This is a genomic window from Gemella haemolysans (assembly GCF_901873445.1).
Taxonomy (GTDB): Bacteria; Bacillota; Bacilli; order Staphylococcales; family Gemellaceae; genus Gemella; species Gemella haemolysans_C.
On record NZ_CABFLN010000016.1, the window covers coordinates 151,831 to 176,717 of the forward strand.

Annotated in this window: 21 protein-coding genes and 1 pseudogene; 3 read left to right on the plus strand and 19 right to left on the minus strand. The window is 32.0% G+C overall.

Annotation, left to right across the window (positions count from 1 at the left end):
* Window positions 1–297: 297 nt before the first annotated feature.
* The 10 genes and pseudogenes from JX287_RS02860 to JX287_RS02900 all read right to left on the minus strand — a co-directional run bounded on the left by JX287_RS02860 (window position 298) and on the right by JX287_RS02900 (window position 11,250).
* Complete coding sequence (locus JX287_RS02860) at window positions 298–1,332, minus strand: YdcF family protein (protein WP_204641679.1); 1,035 nt, start codon at window positions 1,330–1,332, stop codon at window positions 298–300.
* A 556-nt stretch (window positions 1,333–1,888) separates the two neighbouring features.
* A complete protein-coding gene (locus tag JX287_RS02865; protein ID WP_204641680.1) occupies window positions 1,889–2,431 on the minus strand; it encodes a hypothetical protein in 543 nt (180 codons plus the stop codon).
* Between the two features lie 69 nt (window positions 2,432–2,500).
* Window positions 2,501–3,550, minus strand: a complete 1,050-nt coding sequence (locus JX287_RS02870) for a hypothetical protein (RefSeq protein WP_204641681.1) — start codon at window positions 3,548–3,550, stop codon at window positions 2,501–2,503.
* Window positions 3,551–3,679: 129 nt separating this feature from the next.
* A pseudogene (locus tag JX287_RS09110) lies at window positions 3,680–3,916 on the minus strand (restriction endonuclease PLD domain-containing protein); the annotation flags it as partial.
* A 110-nt stretch (window positions 3,917–4,026) separates the two neighbouring features.
* Window positions 4,027–4,200, minus strand: coding sequence for a hypothetical protein (locus tag JX287_RS02875; protein WP_204641682.1), 174 nt, complete (start codon window positions 4,198–4,200; stop codon window positions 4,027–4,029).
* A gap of 391 nt (window positions 4,201–4,591) precedes the next feature.
* Window positions 4,592–5,512: an ABC transporter permease gene (locus JX287_RS02880; protein WP_204641683.1), complete on the minus strand. Its 921-nt coding sequence runs from the start codon at window positions 5,510–5,512 to the stop codon at window positions 4,592–4,594.
* Window positions 5,513–6,577: an ABC transporter permease gene (locus JX287_RS02885; RefSeq protein WP_204641685.1), complete on the minus strand. Its 1,065-nt coding sequence runs from the start codon at window positions 6,575–6,577 to the stop codon at window positions 5,513–5,515.
* Window positions 6,578–6,589: 12 nt separating this feature from the next.
* A complete protein-coding gene (locus JX287_RS02890) occupies window positions 6,590–8,101 on the minus strand; it encodes an ABC transporter ATP-binding protein (RefSeq protein WP_204641687.1) in 1,512 nt (503 codons plus the stop codon).
* 296 nt (window positions 8,102–8,397) lie between these two features.
* The gene (locus JX287_RS02895; RefSeq protein WP_204641689.1) at window positions 8,398–9,504 is read right to left on the minus strand and encodes a BMP family lipoprotein; all 1,107 of its coding nucleotides are present in this window, start codon (window positions 9,502–9,504) and stop codon (window positions 8,398–8,400) included.
* A 630-nt stretch (window positions 9,505–10,134) separates the two neighbouring features.
* A complete protein-coding gene (locus tag JX287_RS02900) occupies window positions 10,135–11,250 on the minus strand; it encodes a BMP family lipoprotein (protein ID WP_204641691.1) in 1,116 nt (371 codons plus the stop codon).
* A 345-nt stretch (window positions 11,251–11,595) separates the two neighbouring features.
* On the opposite strand from JX287_RS02900, the gene JX287_RS02905 reads away from it, so the two are divergent.
* Window positions 11,596–12,420 (plus strand): purine-nucleoside phosphorylase, encoded by an 825-nt coding sequence (locus tag JX287_RS02905; protein WP_204641693.1) that lies wholly within the window; start codon window positions 11,596–11,598, stop codon window positions 12,418–12,420.
* Between the two features lie 13 nt (window positions 12,421–12,433).
* Entirely contained in the window at window positions 12,434–12,862 is a 429-nt protein-coding gene (locus JX287_RS02910; RefSeq protein WP_204641695.1) for an HIT family protein, read from the plus strand.
* Window positions 12,863–12,908: 46 nt separating this feature from the next.
* Here JX287_RS02910 and JX287_RS02915 read toward each other — a convergent pair whose 3' ends face one another.
* Together JX287_RS02915 and nrdD are read right to left on the minus strand one after the other, a co-directional pair.
* Window positions 12,909–13,589, minus strand: a complete 681-nt coding sequence (locus tag JX287_RS02915; RefSeq protein ID WP_204641697.1) for a hypothetical protein — start codon at window positions 13,587–13,589, stop codon at window positions 12,909–12,911.
* Between the two features lie 177 nt (window positions 13,590–13,766).
* Window positions 13,767–15,911: an anaerobic ribonucleoside-triphosphate reductase gene (gene nrdD, locus JX287_RS02920; RefSeq protein ID WP_430537380.1), complete on the minus strand. Its 2,145-nt coding sequence runs from the start codon at window positions 15,909–15,911 to the stop codon at window positions 13,767–13,769.
* A gap of 445 nt (window positions 15,912–16,356) precedes the next feature.
* Here nrdD and JX287_RS02925 point away from each other — a divergent pair, with 445 nt between their 5' ends.
* Window positions 16,357–17,049, plus strand: a complete 693-nt coding sequence (locus tag JX287_RS02925; protein WP_102170143.1) for a GTP pyrophosphokinase — start codon at window positions 16,357–16,359, stop codon at window positions 17,047–17,049.
* A gap of 65 nt (window positions 17,050–17,114) precedes the next feature.
* On the opposite strand, the gene JX287_RS02930 is transcribed toward JX287_RS02925, so the two are convergent.
* The 7 genes from JX287_RS02930 to JX287_RS02970 all read right to left on the minus strand — a co-directional run bounded on the left by JX287_RS02930 (window position 17,115) and on the right by JX287_RS02970 (window position 24,863).
* Complete coding sequence (locus tag JX287_RS02930) at window positions 17,115–17,336, minus strand: amino acid permease C-terminal domain-containing protein (protein WP_239650317.1); 222 nt, start codon at window positions 17,334–17,336, stop codon at window positions 17,115–17,117.
* 128 nt (window positions 17,337–17,464) lie between these two features.
* Window positions 17,465–18,556, minus strand: a complete 1,092-nt coding sequence (locus JX287_RS02935; protein ID WP_239650318.1) for an APC family permease — start codon at window positions 18,554–18,556, stop codon at window positions 17,465–17,467.
* Between the two features lie 434 nt (window positions 18,557–18,990).
* Window positions 18,991–20,133 (minus strand): glycine/sarcosine/betaine reductase complex component C subunit alpha, encoded by a 1,143-nt coding sequence (gene grdD, locus JX287_RS02940; RefSeq protein ID WP_204641707.1) that lies wholly within the window; start codon window positions 20,131–20,133, stop codon window positions 18,991–18,993.
* Between the two features lie 10 nt (window positions 20,134–20,143).
* Window positions 20,144–21,667 carry a glycine/sarcosine/betaine reductase complex component C subunit beta gene (gene grdC, locus JX287_RS02945; RefSeq protein WP_204641709.1) on the minus strand — a complete coding sequence of 508 codons (1,524 nt, stop codon included), beginning with the start codon at window positions 21,665–21,667 and terminating at the stop codon, window positions 20,144–20,146.
* A gap of 55 nt (window positions 21,668–21,722) precedes the next feature.
* Window positions 21,723–23,030 carry a glycine reductase complex selenoprotein B gene (gene grdB, locus JX287_RS02955; protein WP_239650319.1) on the minus strand — a complete coding sequence of 436 codons (1,308 nt, stop codon included), beginning with the start codon at window positions 23,028–23,030 and terminating at the stop codon, window positions 21,723–21,725.
* Between the two features lie 36 nt (window positions 23,031–23,066).
* Complete coding sequence (gene grdA / locus JX287_RS02960) at window positions 23,067–23,528, minus strand: glycine/sarcosine/betaine reductase complex selenoprotein A (protein ID WP_081459799.1); 462 nt, start codon at window positions 23,526–23,528, stop codon at window positions 23,067–23,069.
* A gap of 48 nt (window positions 23,529–23,576) precedes the next feature.
* Window positions 23,577–24,863 carry a glycine/sarcosine/betaine reductase component B subunit gene (locus tag JX287_RS02970; RefSeq protein ID WP_048802008.1) on the minus strand — a complete coding sequence of 429 codons (1,287 nt, stop codon included), beginning with the start codon at window positions 24,861–24,863 and terminating at the stop codon, window positions 23,577–23,579.
* Window positions 24,864–24,887 lie beyond the last annotated feature (24 nt).

Consider the following 24,887-nt stretch of genomic DNA (forward strand, 5'->3'; position numbering starts at 1 on the left):
CAAATATTTTTTTCAATTAATTATATCACACTTCAAAATCATTAGGGGAGAAAGTTGTAGGGAGTGACTCAAAAATCGTGATTTCAAAGAAATCGATTTTGTTGAGTTACCCCCGCACAGGTTATTAGATATCTAAAAAGCTTTTATAAAACGAATTTAGATATCAATAAACCACTGCGTCTATGAGTTTCCATACAAACCTTGTTAAAATTTAGGGCTTTTGGGACAGCCCCGATAGAAAAAAACTTAACAAAATTAATTTCAAAAATAATTTTGTTAAGTCGATTCTCTTAAACTCTAGCTATTATTAGCCCAATAAAATACTTCCACTAGGACAGCTGCTATAAACAAGGATGTCAGCACACCTAGAACTATAGCGTGTATTCTTCTTTTGAAATATAGATATCCAATAAATTCTCTAATGAAAGCATTAAGACTGAAATAGAACTTAGTCGGTGCTCCATATCCAATACACCTAAAACCTAAAGTTCTTGCTTGAACCAATGCACGATAAACGTGATAATAATTCGTCACCACTGCGAAACTTTTATCAGCTGGAATAAATTTCTTCGAAAAAATAATATTTTCTTCGGTAGAAGTTGATTTATCTTCTAGAATTATATCATTCTCATTAATCCCCTGCTCAAGAGCATAATTTTTCATCGCAAATGCTTCAGATACTACTTCATCAGGACCTTGACCACCTGACATGATTAGCTTACTCCCAGGATTAGCTTTATAAACTTTTATCCCTTTTCTAATTCTGCTAGCTAAAAGAGGTGTTACCCTTTCACCAATCAATCCTGCACCTAAGACCACTACATAGTCAATCTTTCTCGGTAAGATATTAATAAAATTTAAAACACTAGATACTAAATAAGACATCGCTATACATAAAAAATATAAAACTACTAAACTGGTATAAACATAAAGTGTATTTAACAGAATATTGTCACGTGTGTAGGTAGCAACACGTGGCCAATATGTAAAATAACCTACCAGAAAGAAAAATACAGCTAGACTCAGTAGGTTGCCTACTCTTAATCCTTCTCTTCTAATAAGCATAAACGAATTGTATAAAAACATAATGACTACCACCATTGGAAGCAAAGTGAATATTACCACCGCTATAACAAGTAATACTACACCTAAATTATAAACAAACTTATTATCTGTTGCATTATTAGTAATAAGAGTCATTATATAAAAAATAAAACTTAAACCTGTCGCTATAAAAAATATTCCTAAAAATAGATTTCTTCTATCCAAGTATAAAACTAATAAGAACAGCAACAGAAATACCACAAAAACTATAAAAGAACCTATTACCATAAAAACCTCCTTCTTACATATGTATATTATAGATTATATTGCAAAATTAGTATAAGTGTCAATCGTGTCTAAGCATCAACAGTAATCTCCTGTAGACTTATTTCTAATCAACTCACAATAAACATAAAAATAAGGAATATTAAATTAAAAAGCTACACTTTCTCGCAACCTTACCATTATAACACAATAGAAAATTGTATAATCGAATTAGACATTAAAAAACATAGTAAAAATCTGTTATACTAAATTTATCACAAAATACTAAGAAGATTTTTACTATGCCTAAACCTAATTCCATAAAGAAATAGAAACACCTAGTGCTCATAATCCGAAAAATCCCAATCAATATGATTAGAAAAGCTAAGAGATACAAGAAGCAAAAAACATATACTACAGCTAAAACGCTATGAACAGACCTAAAACAATACTCAACAAGAGTAGAAGAAGTACGCCTAATGTAAATATCAGTATAGAAATGTGCAATAATTCGAAATTAACATGTTTTTTTAAATCAACAAGAAATTATCAAGAATTCAAATGAAACTCTGTAAAACCTTTATTTCTTCCCAAATAATCTTTGGAAAAAATTAACTTTCTCCCCTACATCTTGAATTTTTTCTTCAATAGTATTTTCTTGCTTACCACCTGATTTTAGTGGAACATTTATCCATTCATGGAAAGAATCTTGGAAAATTTCAACAAATAAATCTGCATTTGTTTTGCTCGAACTTAAAACCTTATTCTCTAATGCTTCCGAATAAACTTTTGATGGTTTGGTATTATCCACTCCATACCTAGAACTTTGGAAATTATGATCAAGTTCACTCATCTTAATCATATAAATATTTCTCTCTTCTTGCTCACCTTTAACTTCTTTAAACAATTCTGGAGAACCTATATACAGTTTGCACCACATCAACATATTATTTTTCGTTGCATCATCTACACGTGAAAGTGGGAAAAAGTCAGGTAATTCAATTCCTGCGATTTCAAAATATTCTTTAAATATTTCACGAGTATAGTATAAGAAATCTAATTTATTTCCACTATAATGTTTCCAATTCAAATCATCTTGCATAAGTTTTCTAGAAAATCTCAAAACAAAATCTCTAAACAAGCTTGAATTAATCTTCTCGTAGACCTCTATATATCTATCTGTAGTTTCTGCTTATCTTTGCGAATCAAATTTACAATCATTTAGTAAATAATATATTTTTCTACTAAGAGCCTCTGATTTAGAACTGATTGTTTCTGCATTAGTCGTACAAATAAATGCAGGAGTTAAGTGGATTTGATTTTCCGCTTGGTTAGAAATATCTTTAATCAAATCTTCACCTTTTCCATTAAAGAAATCACTTGGAGGCTCGTCAACAAGTAAAGGCGCAACATTATCCTCATTAAGCATCCAATAACGAATCTGTTGACGCGTTGCAGAATCTTTTCTCGTATCATTGTCTATCAACTCATTATACGTTAGTATTTTGTTATCCGTAGTCAATCCTAACATCTTGTTTAAAATATTAAGTAAATTAGACTTTCCAGAACCCCCTGTTCCACCTACAATAGCAAATAAAGGTATACCCAAAGCTTCATTTCCTAATGTGAATTTTTCTCTAATCTCACCTATAAATGGTGATGTGAATGTATATAATATTGTTTCCATAACACGTTTCCCATATTCAGGAGTATAATTAGGAACAAAATCTTCGTAATTTTTTAATAATTTACAAATTACATCAATATTTTCCTTAATTTCTGCATCAGTTAGCTTCTCTCCTATTGGATAATAAGAAAAACGTTCTTCTAAAGCTTTCGTCTCTGGATTTATCGTACTTTCTATTTTTATTCCCTGTGATAAACCACTATTGCTCTCCGTTCTCAGTGCAGGTTTATTTATAATAAGCTCCCTCGGAGCAGTTTCCGATTTTACTTTTTTATCCTGAATTTGAAGTTGTAAGTATTTTTTAATATTCGTACGCATCTTAGCTTTGTCTAAAAGTTTCGTATCACTATTAGCGGTATTACCTGTCCTTCTATTAACCACACTATTTGTGATTCTCAAAGCAAACTCCAGTTCATTAGCTTTTTGTTGAAATTCTTCTGCGCGGATTTGTTCGAATTCTTTTTCCTCTTTCAAATCTTCTATTAATTCTTGCTTTATCTCACCAACCGTAACTTTTTTCTGAACTTCATCATAAAAATCACTAATAGTATTCACTTTCAACTCAGAAGTTTCCTCTGGTGTGAAATTAATATTTAAATCAGGATCCTTGTCTTTTTTCTTAGTTATTTTATCTAAAACAGACTTCGCGAATAAGTTTTGAGTAGCAGAAATTATTGTATTCTCATAATATTCATTATATATTTCAAAAATAGCATCGTTATCTCTAATTTCTACTATTTCTAATTGATTAGTACTGTTTGAAAATGCTTGTGTAGATAAATTTGCAGATCCTATAATAACCCGTGTTTCTTCTGTCTGCGTATTTTCTAATAGATATACCTTACTATGAATGGTTTTATCTATTGGTATTCTTATATTAAACTTATTTTTAGTAACTTTTTTTGAAGTCTCGAATTTAATTCTTCTATAAGCCTCATAGGTGTTCCATCATTTAGTATCTTTGTACTATTTATCAGTTGATGAATAGCTTGTTTTCTTGAACCTAGGGCTCTTTCTTGAACTTCACTGTCTTAAATAGCTACTGTTATTGTTGTTTCTTCAAAGTTTTCCAAGTACTTATTGTAAAAATTCAAATCAATTGAAAAAGTTACAGCTTTTAATACATTATATTTATTAGGGTCAAATATCTCTCCTATTTCTAAATTTTTCTTTTCATTATTTAATATCGTTAATAACGTCGTCATTCTTTATATTCCTTTTAATAATCTATAATTTTTTATATAGCGTTTTCCTCAATCATACAGCATTTAAACTAGCTATAACTTAATTTTAATACATCAATCTTTATTCACTACTTCTGGCGCTCAATTTTTTTATCCAACTCCTGTGGATAATCGCCATCTGTACAGATAAAAACACAAGTATATTACTATTTTCATAGCAATACACCTTATTATCTTTACGAAACACTATAAAATTTAAGGGGCTTCTTTCCCTCAACTTTTATCTATAGTAATATTAATAACTTTTTATTCATATATTAATCTCTTTCCTTTACCCTGTTATATTATATCATAATTTTCTCAATAAAAAAGTAGCCCTTGAACTAAGAAGTTTCAAAGGCTACTAGTTTTATTATCTTAAACCTTTATCGTACGGAATACCAAGTGCTTCTGGAGTAGCAGTTTTCTTAGAAAATACGATAAGTGCAATTATTGTAGCTACGAATGGGAACATGTTCCAGAATGATACCGGAATTGGTAGGTCTGGTGCTAAGATAGAAACTTTCTCAGCGAATACTTTAGTTCCTCCGAAGAATAACGAAGCTAATGTAATTGTAATTGGATTATATTTACCAAAGATTAATGCTGCTAATGCTAAGTATCCGAATCCGTATACTGTAATCGCTGCGTTGAAACCTTGAGAGAATGTAGTTGCAATGATAGCTCCAGCTAATCCTGCTAAACATCCTGAAATAAATACCCCAATGTAACGATATTTAAATACGTTTAATCCAAGTGAATCACTTGCTTGTGGGTTTTCCCCAACAGAACGTAAACGTAATCCAAATGGACGTTTATAAATTACATAGTATGTTACAATTACTAAGATTACAGCTATAAATACTGTTGGATAAATAGTGAATTTACCAAATACTGTGTATCTTGGGAAACCACTTGCTAATAATAATTCATATGTACCATTATAGTGGTTAACTAAGAATAACGCTATAGCTGGTGTAATTAAGTTAATCGCCGTACCTGAAATAACTTGGTCAGCTTTTAAGTTAATACTGATATATGCGTGAATTAATGACATTAACCCACCAGCAAAAGTTGCAACAACTAAACAAATTACTAGTTGGAATAGTGTTGGAGATCCATCAAACACTGATAATGCTAATAGTGATGCGATGAATGATCCAAAGATTACGAAACCATCAAGGGCAATGTTAACAACCCCACTTTTTTCTGAATAGAAACCACCGATGGCAGCTATAAGAATTGGTGCAGTATATTGTAACATTGAATCTAATAGTGATAATACTGTATCCATCTATTTATCTCCTTTCTGTTTCTTACTACTAAATAATTTATCAAGCAACTTATTATCAAAGATAGCTTTAGCTGCAACGAATAATACGATTAAACCAATTAGGATGTTCGCGATATCTTTTGGAATACCGATGAATGATAATTGTGGAGTTAATACTCCTAGGAATCCGAATAATAATGCTCCTAATAATGATCCAACAGCTGTGTTAGCTCCGATTAATGCAACCGCAATTCCCATATATCCAAATCCTTGGAATGTTGAACCTGCAACTACTTGTCCCACAGGTCCCATATTGTAAAGAGCACCACCTAAACCAGCGAAAGCTCCTGAAATAGCCATAGATAACACAGTATTTCTGTTAACTTTCATACCTACGAATTTTGATGCATTCGGGTTAAATCCTACAGAACGTAATTCATAACCGAATACTGTTTTTTCCATAACGATATAGAAAATAATAACACTAAAAATGGCTAAGAATAAATCAGTCCCTAAACGATAGTTGTTGAAAATACCTTCAACTAAACTATTTTGTAAGTATCCTGCTCCATCGGCTGAAACGATAGGTTTAGAAATAATATCGTTAGTCCCTTTAATATACTTAGGTACAGCAAACTGTACGAAATATAAAGCTGTATAGTTTAACATGATTGTTACAACTACTTCACTAATATTAAATCTAGCTTTTAAGTAACCTGCAATAGCTGCCCAAAGGCCACCTACTACTACACCAACTAAAATACTAGTAATTAACACTAAATAGAAGTTCATACCTTCCATTTTAATCGCAACAAGTCCAGCGAAAAGACCACCCATAATGAATTGACCTTCTGCTCCAATGTTGAATAAACCTGTTCTAAATGCAAATGCAACAGACAATCCAGTACAAATAAGTGGAATTGTTGATACAAAAATTTCAGCTATACTGTTTGAATCTGAGAAAATATCTCCGATTACTCCAAACACATCTCCTGGTGCTGCCCCTATCGCTGAAATAAGAATAGCTCCTATAATAAATGAAGCTAATATCGGTAGCACCGCATTAGTTAAAACTTTCTTTAACATACGTTCTCCTCTCTACTTCTTAACCCCTGCCATAAGCAGACCAAGTTGTTCTTTTGTTACATTTTCATCATTATCCACTATATCGATAATGTTACCATTGTGAATTACCGCGATTCTATCAGATAATGTTAAGATTTCATCTAAGTCAAATGAAATTAATAATACACCATTACCTTTATCACGATAGTTAATTAACATTTTATGAATACCGTTAATAGCCCCAACATCAAGACCACGTGTAGGTTGCGTTGTTACTAATAATTTTGGATCTAATTCCAAAGCACGTCCAATAATAAGTTTTTGTTGGTTACCACCACTCATACTACGTGCAGAAATTTTTTCATCTCCAGCTTTACGAACATCATATTTTTCACAAATTTCTTTAGCAAATTTTGAAATAATATTCTTTTTCAAGAATCCACGTTTAGCAAATTTTTCTGTATAATAATTTTCTAAAACTGAGTTTTCTTCAACACTGAAATCTAACACAAGACCATCTTTATGTCTATCTTCCGCAATAATTTCAAGTCCAAGCTCTTTACGTTTTGCTGTTGATAATGAATTAATCTCTTTTCCGTCAAAAATAATTTTCCCTTTTGTTTCTTTAAGTAAAGCATTTAGTACTTCTACAAATTGTTGTTGACCATTCCCGTCAACTCCTGCAATACCAAGGATTTCACGTTCACGTACATTTAAGTTGAAGTCATGTAGAATATCTTTCTTCTCAGCAGTGTCAGCATAAACACCTGAAACTTCAAGAATATTTTTCTTACCGTCTCTTGAACGCTCATATTTAATTATTTCTAAGTCTTTACCAATCATAAGACTAGCTAGTTTTTCTTTTGTTGTTTCCGCTATTTCAACTGTTCCGTAGTATTCACCACGACGAATAATACTACAACGATTTGCAACAGCCATAATTTCATTAAGTTTGTGAGTAATTAATAAAATAGTTTTTCCTTCAGCTTGTAGATTTTTAAGAATAGCTAAAAATTCTTTAATCTCAGCAGGAGTTAAAACTGCAGTAGGTTCATCAAAAATTAAAATGTTAGCATCTCTATATAACATTTTAAGGATTTCAACCCTTTGTTGCATTCCTACACTGATGTCCCCTACTAAAGCTTTAGGATCAACTTCTAAACCATATTTTTTAGATAAATCTTTAATTTTTACAGCAGCACTTTCTAAATCGATTTTTCCACCTTTTACTTCTTCCATCCCTAAAATAATATTTTCAGCAACAGTGAAGTTTTTAATAAGTTTAAAGTGCTGGTGCACCATCCCTATCCCTAGTTGGTTAGCATGCTTAGGATCTTTAATATCAACTTCCGTACCATTCAATTTAATAACACCGGCTTCTTGATGGTACATACCAAAAAGAACCGACATCAACGTAGATTTTCCAGCACCATTTTCACCAAGTAAAGCATGAATTTCATTGTTTTTTACTTGAATAGTGATATCTTTATTTGCGTAGAAGTCGCCAAACTTTTTAGTTATGTTTAGCATTTCTATAGCGTACATATCATTACCTCTCTTTTATAAATTCTTACATATATATATTATAATATATTTTGACAAACTAGTATAGCTTTTTCCGGTATTTTTTTAATATATTTAACATTATTTTTAGAAACTAAAAATTTATTAACTACAGTACTGTATTCGTTTTATAGTTTTATAATATAATACGAATTTTTCAACTTAAAAAATTTAAGTTATAATATAAATTTTTTAATACTATTTAAGAAATATAAAAATAATTTCATACAAAAAAAGACCTAGAATTTGCTAGGCCTTTTTATATAAACTTCTTAAAATTAAAGTTCTCCGTCGATATTAGCTTTATCAGCTACACCAGCAGCATCAGCTGCAACTGTTGCTTTACCAGCTTTTAGATTTTCAACAACTGTTTTAATTTTAGCTTTGATATCATCGCTTAAGTTAGGGTTTTCTGCTGGAAGTCCAACACCATCTTCTTTAATAGTGAAGACTCTAGCTTTTCCACCTTCAAATTTTCCAGCTTTGATAGCGTCTAAGATGTTAGATACTGCAACGTCGATACGTTTAACAGCTGAAGTTAAGATAACTGATTTTTCAACATCTTTTCCGTCTTTATCTTTAGCTTTGAATACACCTTCAGAATATTGGTCTTTATCTACACCAACGATCCAGTGTTTAACTTCTCCGCTTTCTTTAAGATCTTTAGTTGCTCTTTCTTGAGCTTCTTTGATAGATCCACTTCCAGTACCACCAGCTGCTACGAAGATTACGTCAGCTCCAGCATCGTACATAGTTGCTGCTAAAGTTTTACCTTTGTTAGTGTCGTTGAATGAACCACTGTAGTTGTAAACAACTTTGATATCTTTTTTAGCTGCTTTAGCACCTTGAACGAATCCAACACCAAATTTAACTACTGCTGGGATTTTAGCTCCACCAATGTATCCAACTTTACCAGTTTTTGATTGTAAAGCTGCTGCATATCCAGCTAAGTATCCTGCTTCGTGTTCTGAGAATGTAACTGATTCTACGTTTTTGTTTTGAACTACACCATCGATGAAGATGAATTTTTTATCTGCAAATGAATCTGCAACTTTTGGTAATTCTTTTTCAAAGTAGAAACCAGCTAATGAAATTACGTCAGAAGCTTTTGCTGCGTTTTGTAAGTTTGCAGCGATATCACTTTGGTTTTTAGTTTCGATTGGGTTAAGTGCTTTTCCACCATTTTTTTCAGCCCAAGCTTTTACTGTTTCAACGTTACTTTGGTTGAAACTTTTATCTTTTGCTCCACCTTCGTCAGTTACAACACCGATTTTTAATCCAGAGTTGCTAGAAGATGAATTTCCGTTAGATGATTTAGAAGAACATCCAACAATAATTAATGCTGCCGATAAAACAACTGCTATTAACGAAAATACCTTTTTCATAAATAAAAAGTCTCCTTTATTTGTATATTGTTTATACCTAAATAATACCACATTATCTTTCAAACTTCAATGATTTATTAAAAAATTGTTAACATTTTTTTATAATGTTCGTTTTCTAACTATAAAAACCTATAAAAGTAGTATTTATAGGAGTTATCATATCTATTCTTCTATATTCATATAAGATTATTTTAGAATAATAAAGCATTTTCAAAACATTAAGAACGTTTACATTTTTATACGAATTTTATATCCCAGACTATTATTACACATTAATTATATTCTTTAGATAAAGACTTTATTTTATTGATATAATCGTATTTAATATTTTACGAACTTTAAAATATCACACTCTAATTATTGGATATTAATGTATATTAATACTTATTCTTAAGATAAAACAATTTATGTAAAACTATAGATTTTAATAAATATTTAAAATCAACATTATCCAAAATAGATTATATTCAACTATTGTTCTATTACCTCTAGATACGATAATTCTACATACTTTACTTTAATAAAATATCACATCTTAGATATCTACTATATGTTATTTACAAAAAATAGGAGTGTCCGAAATCAAAATCTCTTAGAAATCTTGCTTCAAACAGCTCCTATATTCTTTAATTATAGTTCACCTTCTAAATTAGTAACTGAACCTTTTGCTTTTAATTCATCTCCAGTAGCTACTACTTCGACTTTACCTGATTTTAGTTCTTCGATAGCACTAGCAACTTTTGTTTTAACTTCATCGCTTAAGTTAGGATTTTCTTTTGGAATTCCTACACCATTTTCTTTAATACCAAAGACATGTTCACCTTTTGTAAATCTACCTTCTTTGATTTCATTTAATATTTTAGTAACTGCTACTTCAATATTTTTTACAGCTGATGTTAGGACTGCAGATTTTTGATATTCTTTTCCGTCTTTATCTTTCCCTTTAAAAATACCTTCTTCGTATTGATCTTTATCTACTCCTACAACCCAGTGTTTAATCTCTCCACTCTTAGACATATCGATAATACCACGTTCTTTAGCTTCTGAGATTACACCATTACCAGTATTACCTGCAGCAACGAAAATTACATCTGCACCTGAGTCATACATAGTAGCTGCTAATGTTTTACCTTTATTTGTATCTGAAAAAGTTCCGCTATAATTATACATTACTTTAATATCACTTTTAGCTGCTTTAGCACCTTGTACAAATCCAATACCAAATCGCTCTACTGGTGGAATTTTAGTTCCTCCAATATATCCAACTTTTCCTGTTTTAGATTGTAAAGCTGCAATATATCCAGCTAAATAACCAGCTTCTTGTTCCTTAAAGATTAATGAAGCAATATTAGGCGCATCAACAAAAGTATCAACATACATGAATTTTTTATCTTTATATTGTTCCGCTACTTTTGGAATTTCTTTTTCAAATTCATAACCAGCTAAAGAAATAATATCAGATACTTTTGCTGCATTTTGTAAATTAGAAGTTAAATCCGATTGAGTTTTCGTTTCTAAAACAACTGGCTCTTTTGCACCATTAGCTTTCGTCCAAGCTTGAATAGCTTCTACGTTAGCTTGGTTAAAACTCTTATCTTTTGCTCCACCTTCACCAGTTACGACACCAATTTTATATCCGCTCTTACCGTCAGATTTAGTGTCATTCTTAGCATTCTTTGAAGAACAACCAACAACAATTAATGATAATGCAACTAGAATTGCAAAAATAGTACGTAATTTTTTCATAATACCCTCCTTAAAAATTTATGTACTAAGAACATAATACTACTTTTTAAAATCGTTTGCAAGATATTTTTTACAAATAAATATAAAATATAAATAACATGAAATATACTTCTAAAAAAATACTACGATTCCTAATAATTCAGCTATAACCCTTCTTTAAATCTAATAAGGATATTGCTTTTGTTATATAAAATCTATACAATCCAACCTATCGACCATTACTTTATTTTAAAATATACATCTAAAATTGTAAACGTTAATAATAAGTAGGTTAGAAATTATATATTTTCTGAATGTTTTATGCTATAATATTTTTGATAAAGCATTTTCAGGAGGATTTATATTATGACATATTATGAAAATATTGTAGAAACTGCAAACTACATAAAGAAATATTTTGGGGAGCCTATCGACTATGCAGTAGTTTTAGGAAGTGGTATTACACTTGAACTTGAAGATCAACAAGAACTTGGTTATGAGGCTATTCCACTTTTCCCAGGAAATAAACACGCTAATCGAGTTAAAGGACATGCTAACAAACTAACTTTTGGCAAAATCTCTGGTAAAAACGTATTAGTATTAAACGGTCGCCTTCACTTCTATGAAGGATACAGCATGAAAGATGTTGCTTTTATGACATATGTTGTTAAATTTTTAGGAGTAAAAGGATTATTCATAACTAATGCATGTGGAGCTATTAACACAAACTTCACTGAAGGTGATATCGTGTGTCTTGACGACTTTATTTCACTAGTGAGTAAAAACCCTCTAATGGGAGAAAATGATCCACGTCTAGGTGAAAGATTCGTTGATATGACTACACCATTCGATCCATATCTAGTAGAAAACTTACACAATTCTGCTAAAAAACTAGATATTACTTTACATACCGGTGTTTATGGATTCTTCCAAGGTCCATACTTTGAAACACGTGCTGAAATTCGTGCATTCAAAACAATGGGATGTGATCTTGTAGGAATGTCTACAGTTCCAGAAGTAATCGCTGCAAACCACGCATCACTTCCTGTAGCAGTTTTAGCTTGCGCTACTAATATGGCAACAGGGATACAAGAGAAAAAACACGACCATGAACACGTACTAAAAACTGCTCAAAAAATTAGTATAAACCTGAAAAATCTTTTAATTGAAACATTAGAAAACTTAAAATAGAAGGAGTAAAATTATGGAAAAAACTATTTTCGAAAAAATCATTGATGGAGAAATCCCAAGTTACAAAGTCTACGAAGATGAATATGTATACAGCTTTTTAGATGTATTTCCTATAACAAAAGGACATACATTAGTAATACCTAAAAAACATAGTAGAAATATTTTTGACTGTGATCCTGAGACTGCAGCAAATATTGGACGAGTTCTTCCGAAAATCGCTAATGCAGTAAAAGAAGCATATGGTTGTGATGGAGTTAACATCTTCCAAAACAACGAAGAATACGCTGGGCAAAGTGTCTTCCACCTTCACTTCCACATTGTACCAAGATACAAAGATAAAGATACAAACTTCGATAACTTAGAAGTTAAATGGCCACCACAAAAAGTTGAGCCTGCAGAATTTGAAGAAATTCAAAAAGCGATCGCTGATAGATTAGCATAAAACAAAAAGATAGCTAGATAAAATTTTATTTACCTAGCTATCTTTCTTATTTTCCTTCTTTTGATGCAAATAAAGATACGATAGAATCTAGAGTTGTTTTTGGTTTTTCCTCAACTTCCTCTTCTAATTCTTCATGTACTTCTTCTGCTTTTTCAATAACTGGAGCTACAACCTCATGAATTTCTTCTACAGTCGGCTCAACTTTTTCTTCGTAGTGAGTTTCAGCAACTTCTTTTGCTTCCTCTACAAAATCACTAGTACTTTCAAAAGTTGACTCAACAACCGGTGAAACTGTTTCTTCCACTTTTCCTACTACTGGTTCAGTCACTTCTTCTACCTTTTCAACTACAGGTTCTACTACTTCTTGCACTTTTTCTACTACAGGTTCTGCAACCTCTTTTACTTCTTCGACTTTTTCAGTTGTTTCAGCTACTACTTCTTCTTCTGCTTTAGCACCTAATTCAACAAAGTTTTCCTCTAATTTTTCAACTTCTTCAGTTGCTGTTAATTCCTCTAATTTTTCTTTAGCAACATCTTTTTCTTCTTGTACTTTTGCTTCTAATTCTTGAGTTTTCTCATTAATGTAGGCCGTTAATTTCTCAATACCATTTTTAGTATTTTCCTTTAATAAATCTTTGTGTTTTTCTAACTCTTTAGGATTTTTATAATAATAAGCTCCTAATGCACTCACTGCTCCTAATAAAGCACCTTTAAAAATTTTACCCATATTTGAATTCCTCCTAATTTCTTATCAGTATTGATTTTAACAAAAAAATCAAATAATGTAAAGGATTTAAAGGCTTTTATTTTTATAGATTAACCTTTTATTCTCTTAAAATTCAAAAAATTATAGAAGCAATAATCAAATATTTTACTTGAATACCGCTTCTATAAATAATTATTTTTATTTTAAGTGTTTAACCCTTGCTACAATTTCCTTATGACGACCTTTAATCATCGGACGAGCTTGTGGATTCCCTAGGTATCCACATGTTCTTTTTACTACATCGCAACTTTTCGGATCTCTATTTCCACACTCAGGACATTTGAAACCTTTTTTAGTCGGTTCAAATTCTCCCTCATAACCACATTTATAACAATGGTCAATCGGTGTATTTGTTCCAAGGTATCCCACTTTGTCATATGCAAAATCCCAAACCGCTTCTAGTGCCTTAGGATTTTGTTTTAGCACCGGATATTCACAATAATGGATAAATCCACCGCTAGCGTAATAAGGATAATCTTTTTCAAAATCTAGTTTTTCAAATGGAGTTGGATTTTTTCTAACATCGTAGTGATATGAATTAGTATAATATTCCTTATCAGTTATGTTTTCAACTATACCAAATTTCTCAGTATCCATACGACAGAATCTATCAGTTAGAGATTCACTAGGTGTTGAATAAATACTATACCAATAATCCCCTTCTTCAGTCCACTTATCAACGCATTCTTTCATATAACGCATAATATCTAATGTAAATTCCTTCGCTTCAGGATTTTTCTCCCAGTCACCACCATAAAATACACTCGCAACCTCATATAATCCAATATAACCTAGTGATAATGTAGAACGTTTATTATCAAAAAGTTGTTTCACCCTATCGTCAGGTTTAAGTCGTTTTCCAAATGCCCCGTGCATATAAAGAATTGGTGCATTTTGAGGTTTTGCTTCACCACAACGTTTCGCTCTATAATCTAAAGCATCTTTACAAATTGCTAATCTTTCTTTAAAGATTTCCCAAAATTCATCTTTACTACCCTTAGATTCTAGCGCTATTCTAGGAAGATTTAAAGTTACTACACCAAGGTTCATACGACCACTTTCCACAAGCTCGCCTTGTTCATTTCTCCACGCAGGTAAAAATGATCTACATCCCATAGGAGTTTTACAGCTTCCTGTTATCTTCGTAATTGTATCATACATCAAAACATCTGGATACATTCTTTGAGTTGCACATGATAAGGCAAGTTCTTTTACATCATAATTTGAATCTGTTGGTTTTAAGTTCAAGCCATCTTTAATAACAAAAATCAACTTAGGAAAAATAGCTGTTCTTTTTTCTTTTCCTAAACCATCTATTCTAACTTGCAGAATTGCTTTTTGTATTTCTTTTTCAAAATATCCCTCACCTAAACCAAAACCTAATGATGTAAATGGTGTTTGTCCTTGTGATGAATATAAAGTATTTATTTCATATTCTAAGGACTGCATAGCATCGAAAATATCTTTTTTTGTTTTTTTATCTGCAAAAGCTTTTTGTTTTTCTTCGTCATCAATCCACTCTTGAGCTATTTTTAAATTTTTCTCATAATTTAATTTAGCAAAAGGAGCAAGTACCTCATCTATTCTATCAGCACTACATCCGCCGTATTGACTTGATGCCACATTTGCTATTATTTGTGCCATTTGAGCTGTTGCTGTTTGAATACTTTTCGGACTATCTACATCTGCATTTCCTATTTTAAATCCTTTTGTCAGCATCTCTTTAAAATCGATTAAACAACAGTTTGTTAAAGGTTGATACGGAGAATAATCTAAATCATGGTAGTGAATATCTCCTTTTTGATGAGCATTTGCCACATGATTCGGTAACATTTTAAGCCCTATTGCTTTGGCTACTATACCACTCGTTAAATCCCTATGAGTATTAAACACCAAGCTATCTTTATTGGCATTTTCATTAACTACATTTTCATCGCGATTAACTAGTTTTTCAATAGCTACATTAATATCTAAGCTGCGTTCACGCTCGATATCACGCATACTTCTATATCCAACATACTCTTCATAAATCGCCTCTTCACCAAGTGTAAGTAGCGTATGTTCTACTATATTTTGTAACTCATAGATTTTAATATTATCTTTGAATCTATTTCCTATTTCTATAATGACATTATCTACAATCCCATCAATATTAACGCTATGATTTTTTCCAAATACAGAATGAACAGCCTTTTCTATCGCTTTATAAATTTTCTCAGCATCAAACTTAACTATTCTTCCATCCCTCTTGATTACTAATAAATTTTTTGTTAAATTATCCATCTTTGCTTTTGTATATGAATATAAATTACTACTACGCATGTTATCCCTCATTCCTCTTTTAAATTTCAATTTATAAAAACATTATAATACTATCTTATCTCAAAAAATAACTACTGTCTATAACAAATATTTCCCGGAAATCCAGAAACCTTATTACATAGCCTTTGAATGAATTTGTGAATTTTTTTAGCCTTACTGTTTTCTTCTCGCAAACTTGAAAACATTGCTATATAAACGATTATACAAATTTACATATACTTCTGTATTAAAATTTCTCTTGTTTAATTTGTGATACAGTTTCTTCAATCTTTACTTAATAACAATTAAAAATGATATTTAAAAAGTTCACTTATAACCAAAAAAATTATTTATTTATTACTTAAACTATATTTTAATAAGGAAATTTATGATAAAATTGTATTAAAGAACAAAGTGAGATAAATATATGAAAAAAACACAAATTGAAAAATTAACAGACCAGTTATTTTCTATGGAAAATAACAACTCATTATTAATAAACGAATTAGAACCATATGTAGAATTATTCATGCACTATGAGTGTGCAATGCTTGAAATAGAAACAAAACTTAACGTATTCGATAAAGAGTTTTCTCTTCACGGAGAAAGCAATCCTATTGAATCAGTCACTACTAGATTAAAAACTCCCGTTAGTTTAATGAACAAACTAAAACGACTGAACCTACCTTTTGATATTGATACTATAAAAAATAATATTTACGATGTCGCAGGAGTACGTGTAATATGCTCATTTAAAAATGATGTTTACAAGTTAGTAGATGCTCTTAAACAACAAGACGATTTAACGGTAATCGCTGAGAAAGACTATATTAAAAATTATAAAGATAATGGTTATAGAAGCTATCACCTTATTGTAAAAGTTCCTATTTTCTTGTCTGATAAAGTTGAACATGTTGCTGTTGAAGTTCAATTTAGAACTATAGCAATGGATTTCTGGGCAAGTTTAGAACATAAACTTAGATACAAGAAAAATCTAAGCGAAGAAAAAGAAAAAGAAATCGAACGACGCCTATTACTTTGTGCTGAAATAAGTGCCAAGTTAGACAATCAAATGCAAAAAGTTAAAGAAATTATTGAAGACGATTCACAATTTTTATAAAATAAAAGAACCTCTAATATTAGGTAAAACAACCCTATATTAGAGGTTTATTAAATTGATGCAAACTACTTTTCTACGCTGTGCTTCATCGAATAACTAAAGTAAATTACTAATCCAACTAAAATCCAACATCCGAATATTATCCATGTAGATAATTGAATCCCATATAATAATACAATAAATAATAATATAGAAATTATAGGTAAGTATGGCATTCCTGGCATAGTAAAACCACGCTTAGAATTAGGATACTGTTTTCTTATTATAATTATCGAATAACTAACCAACGTAAATGGAAGTGACTCAAAAATCGTGATTTCGTAGAAATCGATTTTGTCGAGTCACTCCCGCACAGTTTATTAGATATCTAAAAAGTTTTTACAAAACGAATTTAGATATCAATAAACCACTGCGTCTATGAGTTTTCATGTAAACTATTTTTAAAATCTAGTACTTTTGGATCAGCCCCTAAATCTGCTAACTGTCCTAATGGTAAAAAACCTGTTAGTAATGCCATTAATATTCCTACACCTATTGTCGTTGAACCTGGTACTCCATTTTTATTTAATTCCGTTAATTTTTTAGGTAATAATCCGTCTCTACTCATTGTAAATAAAATCCTAATTGAAGCGGACATAGTAGCTAATGGTCCTGCTAATAAATCAATTACAGCTCCCAGTGATATTATCCCTGCAATCTTATCTTGTCCTACTGCTTCTAGAACATAAGCCAGAGCATCACCTTTTCCTAATTGTGAGTAGGGTACCATTCCTATTAAAACAAGACATACAATAATATAGAACGCCGTACAAATTAGCAATGTAATTATAATAGCTCTTGGTAGAGACTTCTGAGGATTTATAGTTTCTTCAGCTGAAGTTGATATTGTATCAAATCCAAGATATGCAAAGAAAACTGTCGTAGCTCCTACCATAATCCCTGATAAACCTTGAGGAGCGAAGTCATTTGTCCAATTATGAGGTTTCACATAAAATACTCCAACTAACACAAATAAAATTATTACAGCAATCTTAGTAACTACCATAAAATTATTAACAAACTTACTACTACTCGTTCCTTTAAACAATACAATCATTATTAATAAAACTACAGAAATCGCCAAAAGATTTCCATAACCCCCCTCACTAGGTAGACTTGTAAATTTCTTTGGAACAATGACGCCAAAACCTTCTAGTAAATTTTTAAAATAACTAGACCAACCGTTTGCAATCGCAGCACCAGCAATTATATAACTTCCTCCAAGAAGCCAGCCCATTGAATGGGCAACAATCTCACCTAATGTCATGTAACTATAAGTATAAACACTTCCACTAGATGGTATCGCAGACGATAACTCGGAATAATATAAAGCTGTTAATCCACAAGCTAAACCAGCAATTAAAAATGAAAAAATTACCGATGAACCCACTTTAGATGATGCTTCGCCCGTTAGAACAAGAATACCGGAACCAATTACAGAACCTACTCCTAAGAGAATTAAATCCATAGTTTTCATAGTTGGTTTTAAAGTTTTTTTACCACTTTCTCCGAGGATCCTTTCCAATGTTTTTTTCTAAAAATCCTCATCAATCTCCCCTCCCATTATTCATTCAAATTACTTTTTCATCTCTTCCTTAAACTCATACTTCAATAAACTAAAGAGTGGGAATAACTCTCCCAATATTAAAGAAACTAGAACATCGTGAACTTATAATTATTCCATTGCTAAATTACTTCACATAGTTCTCTAGAGAGTTAGTAATACTCTATTTTAGTATCAATAAACTATCCAAAACTATATTTACTAATATTATAATTATATAACAACTCTAATCTCTCTAATTAACATCATTTAAAAGTTATTCCCACTTAAATTAATATTTAACTTATATTATCTTCTTACTTCTAATGTTTAATTAATAACAATTTTAATCTTTTTTCTTATTTTGAAATATATCCTGCATCTTTTAGAATTTCTTTTGCATTTGGTTTCTTAGAAGAATTTACTAGAACTATTGGTCCTGTGCATCCCATTCCACTTTCTGCATAGATACCTTGTTTCCATAATAATTTCGTAGCATCTTCAAGATCCAAAATGTCTACTCCTGATATTTGTGAAGTTACTACTTCTTTCTCAGGTACTTTTACTTCCTCAGTATTTGATCCTTCTTTTTTAACTTTTAATTTTGAAATTAGTTCCCCTAATTTGGCATTATTTGCTTTTTTGTATTCTAGTTTAGCTATTTCATTAACTTTACCTTTAGCTATTTCATAAGCATATTTAAGCGCATTAGCTACAACTGGTGAGCCTGATGCTCTCGATAAGATTAATATTCTTCTATCATAATCTTCACCAACACCTGGACCATAACCATAGCCACTAGCCTCATAATCTCCACCTGTATTAAATGCTGAAAATACCTTCATAAACAAGTTCCCAGTCAATGAATCAACAACCATAACGTCTGGTGTAGCCATTAATAAATCGTTACCTCTCATTACTGATCCACCATCTGCTCTTTGTGATGTTGCAAATTCAAAATTGTACCCATTACCTTTAAGGTCTAATAATATTTTTTCAACTTGTCTTGCACCTTCTACATTTGCAATTCCTACTGTAGGATTTTCTATTCCTAGTGATTTCGCAGTTGCAATACCGTATAATGTATTTCTCACCATAGCTTCTACTCTATTAGTAGCAGAAGTACCTGTAGTTGTCGCAAGAAGTATTTCGCGCCCTCTAGCAGGTGTAATAACCCTTCCTACTGTAGATACTCCAATTGGGAAGTTATAGTGCATTGTAACACAAGATGCTATTTCCCCTTTATCTAATAGGTCTTCCATAATTTTGTGAGCTTCTTCTTCATCTTTTGCTTCATATGATTCAAAGTCCTTATGTCCTTCACCTATTAAAACTATATCGAATATAGGATTTTTAGCTAATATCGCACCTTGAACTAAATTTTCAAAGCCGTGTTCACTACCTAAAGTTGTTAAACCAACTTTTAATTTTTTGCCAAAGTTTCCTGTTTCTATGGCATTAGCTACTTCTAGCAATACTTCTGATATAATTTTTTTACTCATAGTATCACCCCTATTCTTCTAACATTTCTTGGGAAATTTTTCTCATTGATTCTGCTATAATTTTTCTTATTTCATCTTTAGAAATTCCTGCAGCTTCACCTTCTACTGCTCCATTATTTCTTTCAATTACAATAGATACTCCATCGAATAAGTTAGTCATTCTTCCTAAGAATAAACTTCCTTTACCTACTATCATAGCACGGTTTTTATCTCCTTTTGTAAGATCATCAATTAAGAATCCTACATATGGCACACCTGAAGGAATATGTCCTTGAGTTGGAGCCCATCCAGGTAATCCTTTAGCTTCGATAAATGATTTTAATTCTTTTTTCTCAATATCTCCACGCATTGCTGCTAAAGCTGCAATCATTTTGTAGTTAGCTTCTGGAACATTTCCTGCTCCTGCAGACTTAGTAATATCTGGGTTTTGCATTTCTACAGAAAACACATCAACATCTGTAATTTTTAAGTTAGCTTTATCTAATGGATTAGCAACTAAAGCTCCCATTACAGCCTGTGGTGAAGATCCTGTTCCTACATTATGTTTTCCTACTAAGTCAGTTCTAATAATTGGATTTACTCCATCATTTTCACCGATAAGAACAGCAAATCCACCTAGTACATCTTCAAGAACTGGTAAACCTTTTTTAACATGATCTTTACCATTCATTCCAAGTTTTGCACTAGCTCCACCTGCTACCACTAAAACATTTTTGTAAACACCAGATTTTACTAACGCTGAAGCACTTATTAGAGCATGAGTCGGCGCTGCACAGAAACCTCTAAGGTCAGAACCAGTAGCATTAACCAATCCTACAACCTCGGCTATAGATTTTGCGAAGTTACCACCACCACGTTGGTTAATATCTCCACATGCTTCTTCAGAACATTCAACTACATAATCAATATCTTCTGGGTTTATTTTGTAACTACGAAGTAATTCTAAAGCTGAAATAACTCCAGAAGCCTTAACTACTAGATTTTCAAATATAACATGAGCATTCAAGTTCACATCGACATCGTGAGCTTTTTTAACATAACCTACTACTTTTCCTTCGTGAACCAATGCTTCAAAATCATCTTCTTTATCGTTTATATCAGTTCCTTCTAATTTATCGAATAAAGGAGCTAGCTCTTTGAAGTTTTCCTCTATTTTTGGACGAACACTGGCTACAAACTCTTCTGATAGTTTTACTAAATCAAAAGCATCACAGATTTTCATCAAAGCTAAAAATTCATCTTGAGGAACAATTTGTCCAAATTTCCCGTGACGTTGACCTTGCTCATCTTTAATATCATACCAAGGCATTGGATAAGCTTTTAGCTCATCAGGAGTTTTATTTCCTATATACACTTGGTTAGGTAAGTAGTTAACTACTTCTTCATATGAACGAATATGATTCGACACTTCTTTTAAAAACTCAGAATCTGGATTCGTTACTCTTTCTATAGAGCAAGTAGATCCATTTCTTACTATCATATCTGGTGTGTGAACAAGAATGTATCCTGCTCCCTTAAATACTGGATAATTCATAGCTATTGTGTGCTGAGGGTAAGATTCTTACCCTCAGCTCCCCTTTCTTTATTTTTTATTCGAATACTGTTTGACTATCTACTTCAACAGTTAAAGCATGTAATGCTTTTTCTACAAGACCTCTTCTTAGTTTTTTCTCTTCATCCGCATCTAATTTAGGATTTCCTAGTGGGTGAGGAATTGCTATAGTAGGTACGATTCTGTTCGCTCCCACTGTTAGAGAAATTGGTACTACTGTACACATGTGAACCACAGGTATACCCGCTCTCTCTATTTCTTTTACCATCGTTGCACCGCAACGAGTACAAGTACCTCAAGTAGAAGTTAAGATTACAGCATCTACTCCATCAGCTACTAATTTTTGTGCATATTCTTTTGCAAATCCTACTGCGCTAGCAACGGCTGTACCATTACCTACAGTTGTATAGAATTTTTCATGTAAACTTCCAATTTTACCTTCCTTAACGAAATCTCTCATTACATCAACTGGTAATACTCTATCTGAGTCTTCATTTGCATACACAGGGTCATATCCACCGTGAGCTGTTTCATGAGTTTCGGCAGTTAAATCGTTAAATCCTTCTAATGAGTATTCTCCATATTTAGAAGCTGAAGATGATTCGATATGATCTGGATTACCTTTTGGCACGATTCCTCCAGAAGTTACTAGGGCAATTTTTGCTTTAGTTAAATCTTTAACAGCTGGATTCGGTTCTACTCTATCGAAGTTAGGCATAGGATATTCTGTTTCGAACTCTTCACCTTTAATTTTCTTAACAAGCATTTCAACAGCACGTTCAGAACCACGTTTTTCACTAAAGAAGTTTACACGAACTCCTCTTTCATGGTATCCTTCTTCTTTTGGAGATAAGATTTCTTCGCCTTTAGCTAATTTCGCTGCGAATTTAGCTAATTTTGGTAAAGCTTTTCTCATACCTGCAGCACTGTCAGATGTTTCAAGAATATAAACTTCTTTTCTAAACATATCTGTACCAGGGTTTTCTACATACATAGCTGTTACTGCTGGAATATGAAGTTCGTCTTGAACAGCTTTAGTAATTGTTCCTGCTGCAACCCCGTAACGCCCTGCATTAAAAGCTGGTCCTGCGATAAATAATTGAGGATCGCATCCTTTAATCATATCAATAAGTTCTACTTGAACTTTTTCTAAATTTTCATTGAAGTAGCTATCTCCACAAACTACTGTAGCTACTACTTCGAATTCTTCTCCCAACTTGCCTTGTAACTGAACACTAATTGGTGGTAATTCAGTTCTTAATTCTGGTGCAATGTGGGCTTTTTCTTCTCCACCTACTCCGGCAAAGAATTGGTTTATATAATGTACTACTCTTATTTTAGACATTTTTATTTCCCCCTATATTGTTATTCAGACAATAAACTACTCTCCACGAACATCTTTCATTTCACTTGCGATTTCATCTACGTCTAATACCATTTCCATCATTCCTACTTGATCTTCATAGATTGCTTCATCTATTTGTGATTTAATTTCTTCTTCTACAATGTGATATACAGCTAGATTAAGTTCTACTCCAGCAAGTGGTCCTGCGAATGTTGGATCTCCCACTGTTACAGTTTCAGCTGCTAGACCAGCAGCTTCGGCTTCTGCAGCACCTAGTAAAACCACAACGTTTTCGTTACCAAATTTTTCGGCAGCTTCTTTAATACGTTTTTGGTTTTCTAAGTCCATAGCCCCTGCAGCCGTTCAGACAAAACACTCAGTAGATGAAAATACTACTTCTAACCCCTCAATTGGTTTTACACATTCTTCGATAGCTAATCCTGGGATCCCATCACGGTCACCAATGATAACTACTTTTTTATTAATAAGATTTACCATTATCTTATTCCTCCTTGTTCAAATCTATAACGTTTATTAATTTTTTAATTAGAAAGTTTTAGCACTTAAATATCCAAATCCTGTTTCGTTAGTAGCTCCTGTAATAGCTTGGATTTCTACTTCGATAGTTCCATCTTCTCTTAATGAATCTTGGTTACCACCAGCAATTACATTTACTACATCGATGTGTCCTATAATTTTATCTAGTTTTGGTAATACTACTACTTGGTTAGCATTTCCTCCTGTAACTACAGCATTAGCAGCTACGTCAGCGTCAGCTAAACTTTGGCTAGCTCCATCACGTCCTGCATATTCATCTGTTACGATAACAGTTTTAACTTGTTCCGCTTCAATTTTTTTACAGTTCATGATTAAGTCAGTATCTGGATTACCAAATCCTTCTTGAGATACGATTACCGCATCTAAGTTTAAGTAACGACAAAGTTTTGCAGTCCAGTTAGATGAACGTTCTTTATCCATTAAATAAACATTTTCATTAGTAATTATTACACCTAAGAAGTTAATTTCTTTACCGTGTTTTTTGTATAAATCTTCAATAACTCCATTGTTTAAGTGTACATAAGTTGGGTTTTTATCACATGCTGATACACAGTTACCACTTACGATAGCACCATCCATGATTTCTGTTGGATATAGAATAGTTGGTACTATTTGTTTTGCATCAACACCGTATACATAAGTATCATGTAATAATCCTTGAGTTTGAAGCATGTATACATATCCTACTTTTGGAAGATCAGGGTATTCAGCAATTTGTTCTAATAAAGGTTTTGTTTCATACACTTCTACTTCTTCAGGCTCTAATGTACGAGCTAATTCTGCAATGTAGCGTGCAGCTTTAAATCCGATATAACGAACTGCTTTTTCATGTTCGTGTTGCTTAATTCCTTCTTTTGGTTCAGCGATAACGATTAGGTTATTTGTTTTTGAAAATGGAGTGTATTCAGCTCCAACACCAGTCATATCGATAATACCTTCTTGGAATCCTACTATTTTACCAGTAGTTACAACAGCCATACCTTTAAGGGCGATAGTGCGTCCTTCCCCTACAGTGTCTACTTTTGAAAGTATACCAGGGAATATTCCACCACGTCCTTCAACTTTTACACGAGGTTCAATTACATCCTTAACCGGAGTAATACGAACACTTTCACCAGGACGAGCAATTTCTAAATCAACAGATTCAATTGCATCATCCTCAAAAACAGCTTTTACAAGCTCTTCTTTATTTACATATAATACATTCGCCTCAATTTTTGACTCTGCAGCAAACTGTATATCTTTAATATGAATCTTTCCTAATTCAAGACGCATACCTAATACCTCCCTTTGAGTTAA

Coding starts and splice junctions, on each gene's coding strand:
- JX287_RS02860 (WP_204641679.1), bottom strand. CDS start 1,332: ATGGTAATAGGTTCTTTTATAGTTTTTGTGGTATTTCTGTTGCTGTTC.
- JX287_RS02875 (WP_204641682.1), bottom strand. CDS start 4,200: ATGACGACGTTATTAACGATATTAAATAATGAAAAGAAAAATTTAGAA.
- JX287_RS02880 (WP_204641683.1), bottom strand. CDS start 5,512: ATGGATACAGTATTATCACTATTAGATTCAATGTTACAATATACTGCA.
- JX287_RS02885 (WP_204641685.1), bottom strand. CDS start 6,577: ATGTTAAAGAAAGTTTTAACTAATGCGGTGCTACCGATATTAGCTTCA.
- JX287_RS02890 (WP_204641687.1), bottom strand. CDS start 8,101: ATGTACGCTATAGAAATGCTAAACATAACTAAAAAGTTTGGCGACTTC.
- JX287_RS02895 (WP_204641689.1), bottom strand. CDS start 9,504: ATGAAAAAGGTATTTTCGTTAATAGCAGTTGTTTTATCGGCAGCATTA.
- JX287_RS02900 (WP_204641691.1), bottom strand. CDS start 11,250: ATGAAAAAATTACGTACTATTTTTGCAATTCTAGTTGCATTATCATTA.
- JX287_RS02905 (WP_204641693.1), top strand. CDS start 11,596: ATGACATATTATGAAAATATTGTAGAAACTGCAAACTACATAAAGAAA.
- JX287_RS02910 (WP_204641695.1), top strand. CDS start 12,434: ATGGAAAAAACTATTTTCGAAAAAATCATTGATGGAGAAATCCCAAGT.
- JX287_RS02915 (WP_204641697.1), bottom strand. CDS start 13,589: ATGGGTAAAATTTTTAAAGGTGCTTTATTAGGAGCAGTGAGTGCATTA.
- nrdD (WP_430537380.1), bottom strand. CDS start 15,911: ATGGATAATTTAACAAAAAATTTATTAGTAATCAAGAGGGATGGAAGA.
- JX287_RS02925 (WP_102170143.1), top strand. CDS start 16,357: ATGAAAAAAACACAAATTGAAAAATTAACAGACCAGTTATTTTCTATG.
- JX287_RS02935 (WP_239650318.1), bottom strand. CDS start 18,556: ATGGATTTAATTCTCTTAGGAGTAGGTTCTGTAATTGGTTCCGGTATT.
- grdD (WP_204641707.1), bottom strand. CDS start 20,133: ATGAGTAAAAAAATTATATCAGAAGTATTGCTAGAAGTAGCTAATGCC.
- grdC (WP_204641709.1), bottom strand. CDS start 21,667: ATGAATTATCCAGTATTTAAGGGAGCAGGATACATTCTTGTTCACACA.
- JX287_RS02970 (WP_048802008.1), bottom strand. CDS start 24,863: ATGCGTCTTGAATTAGGAAAGATTCATATTAAAGATATACAGTTTGCT.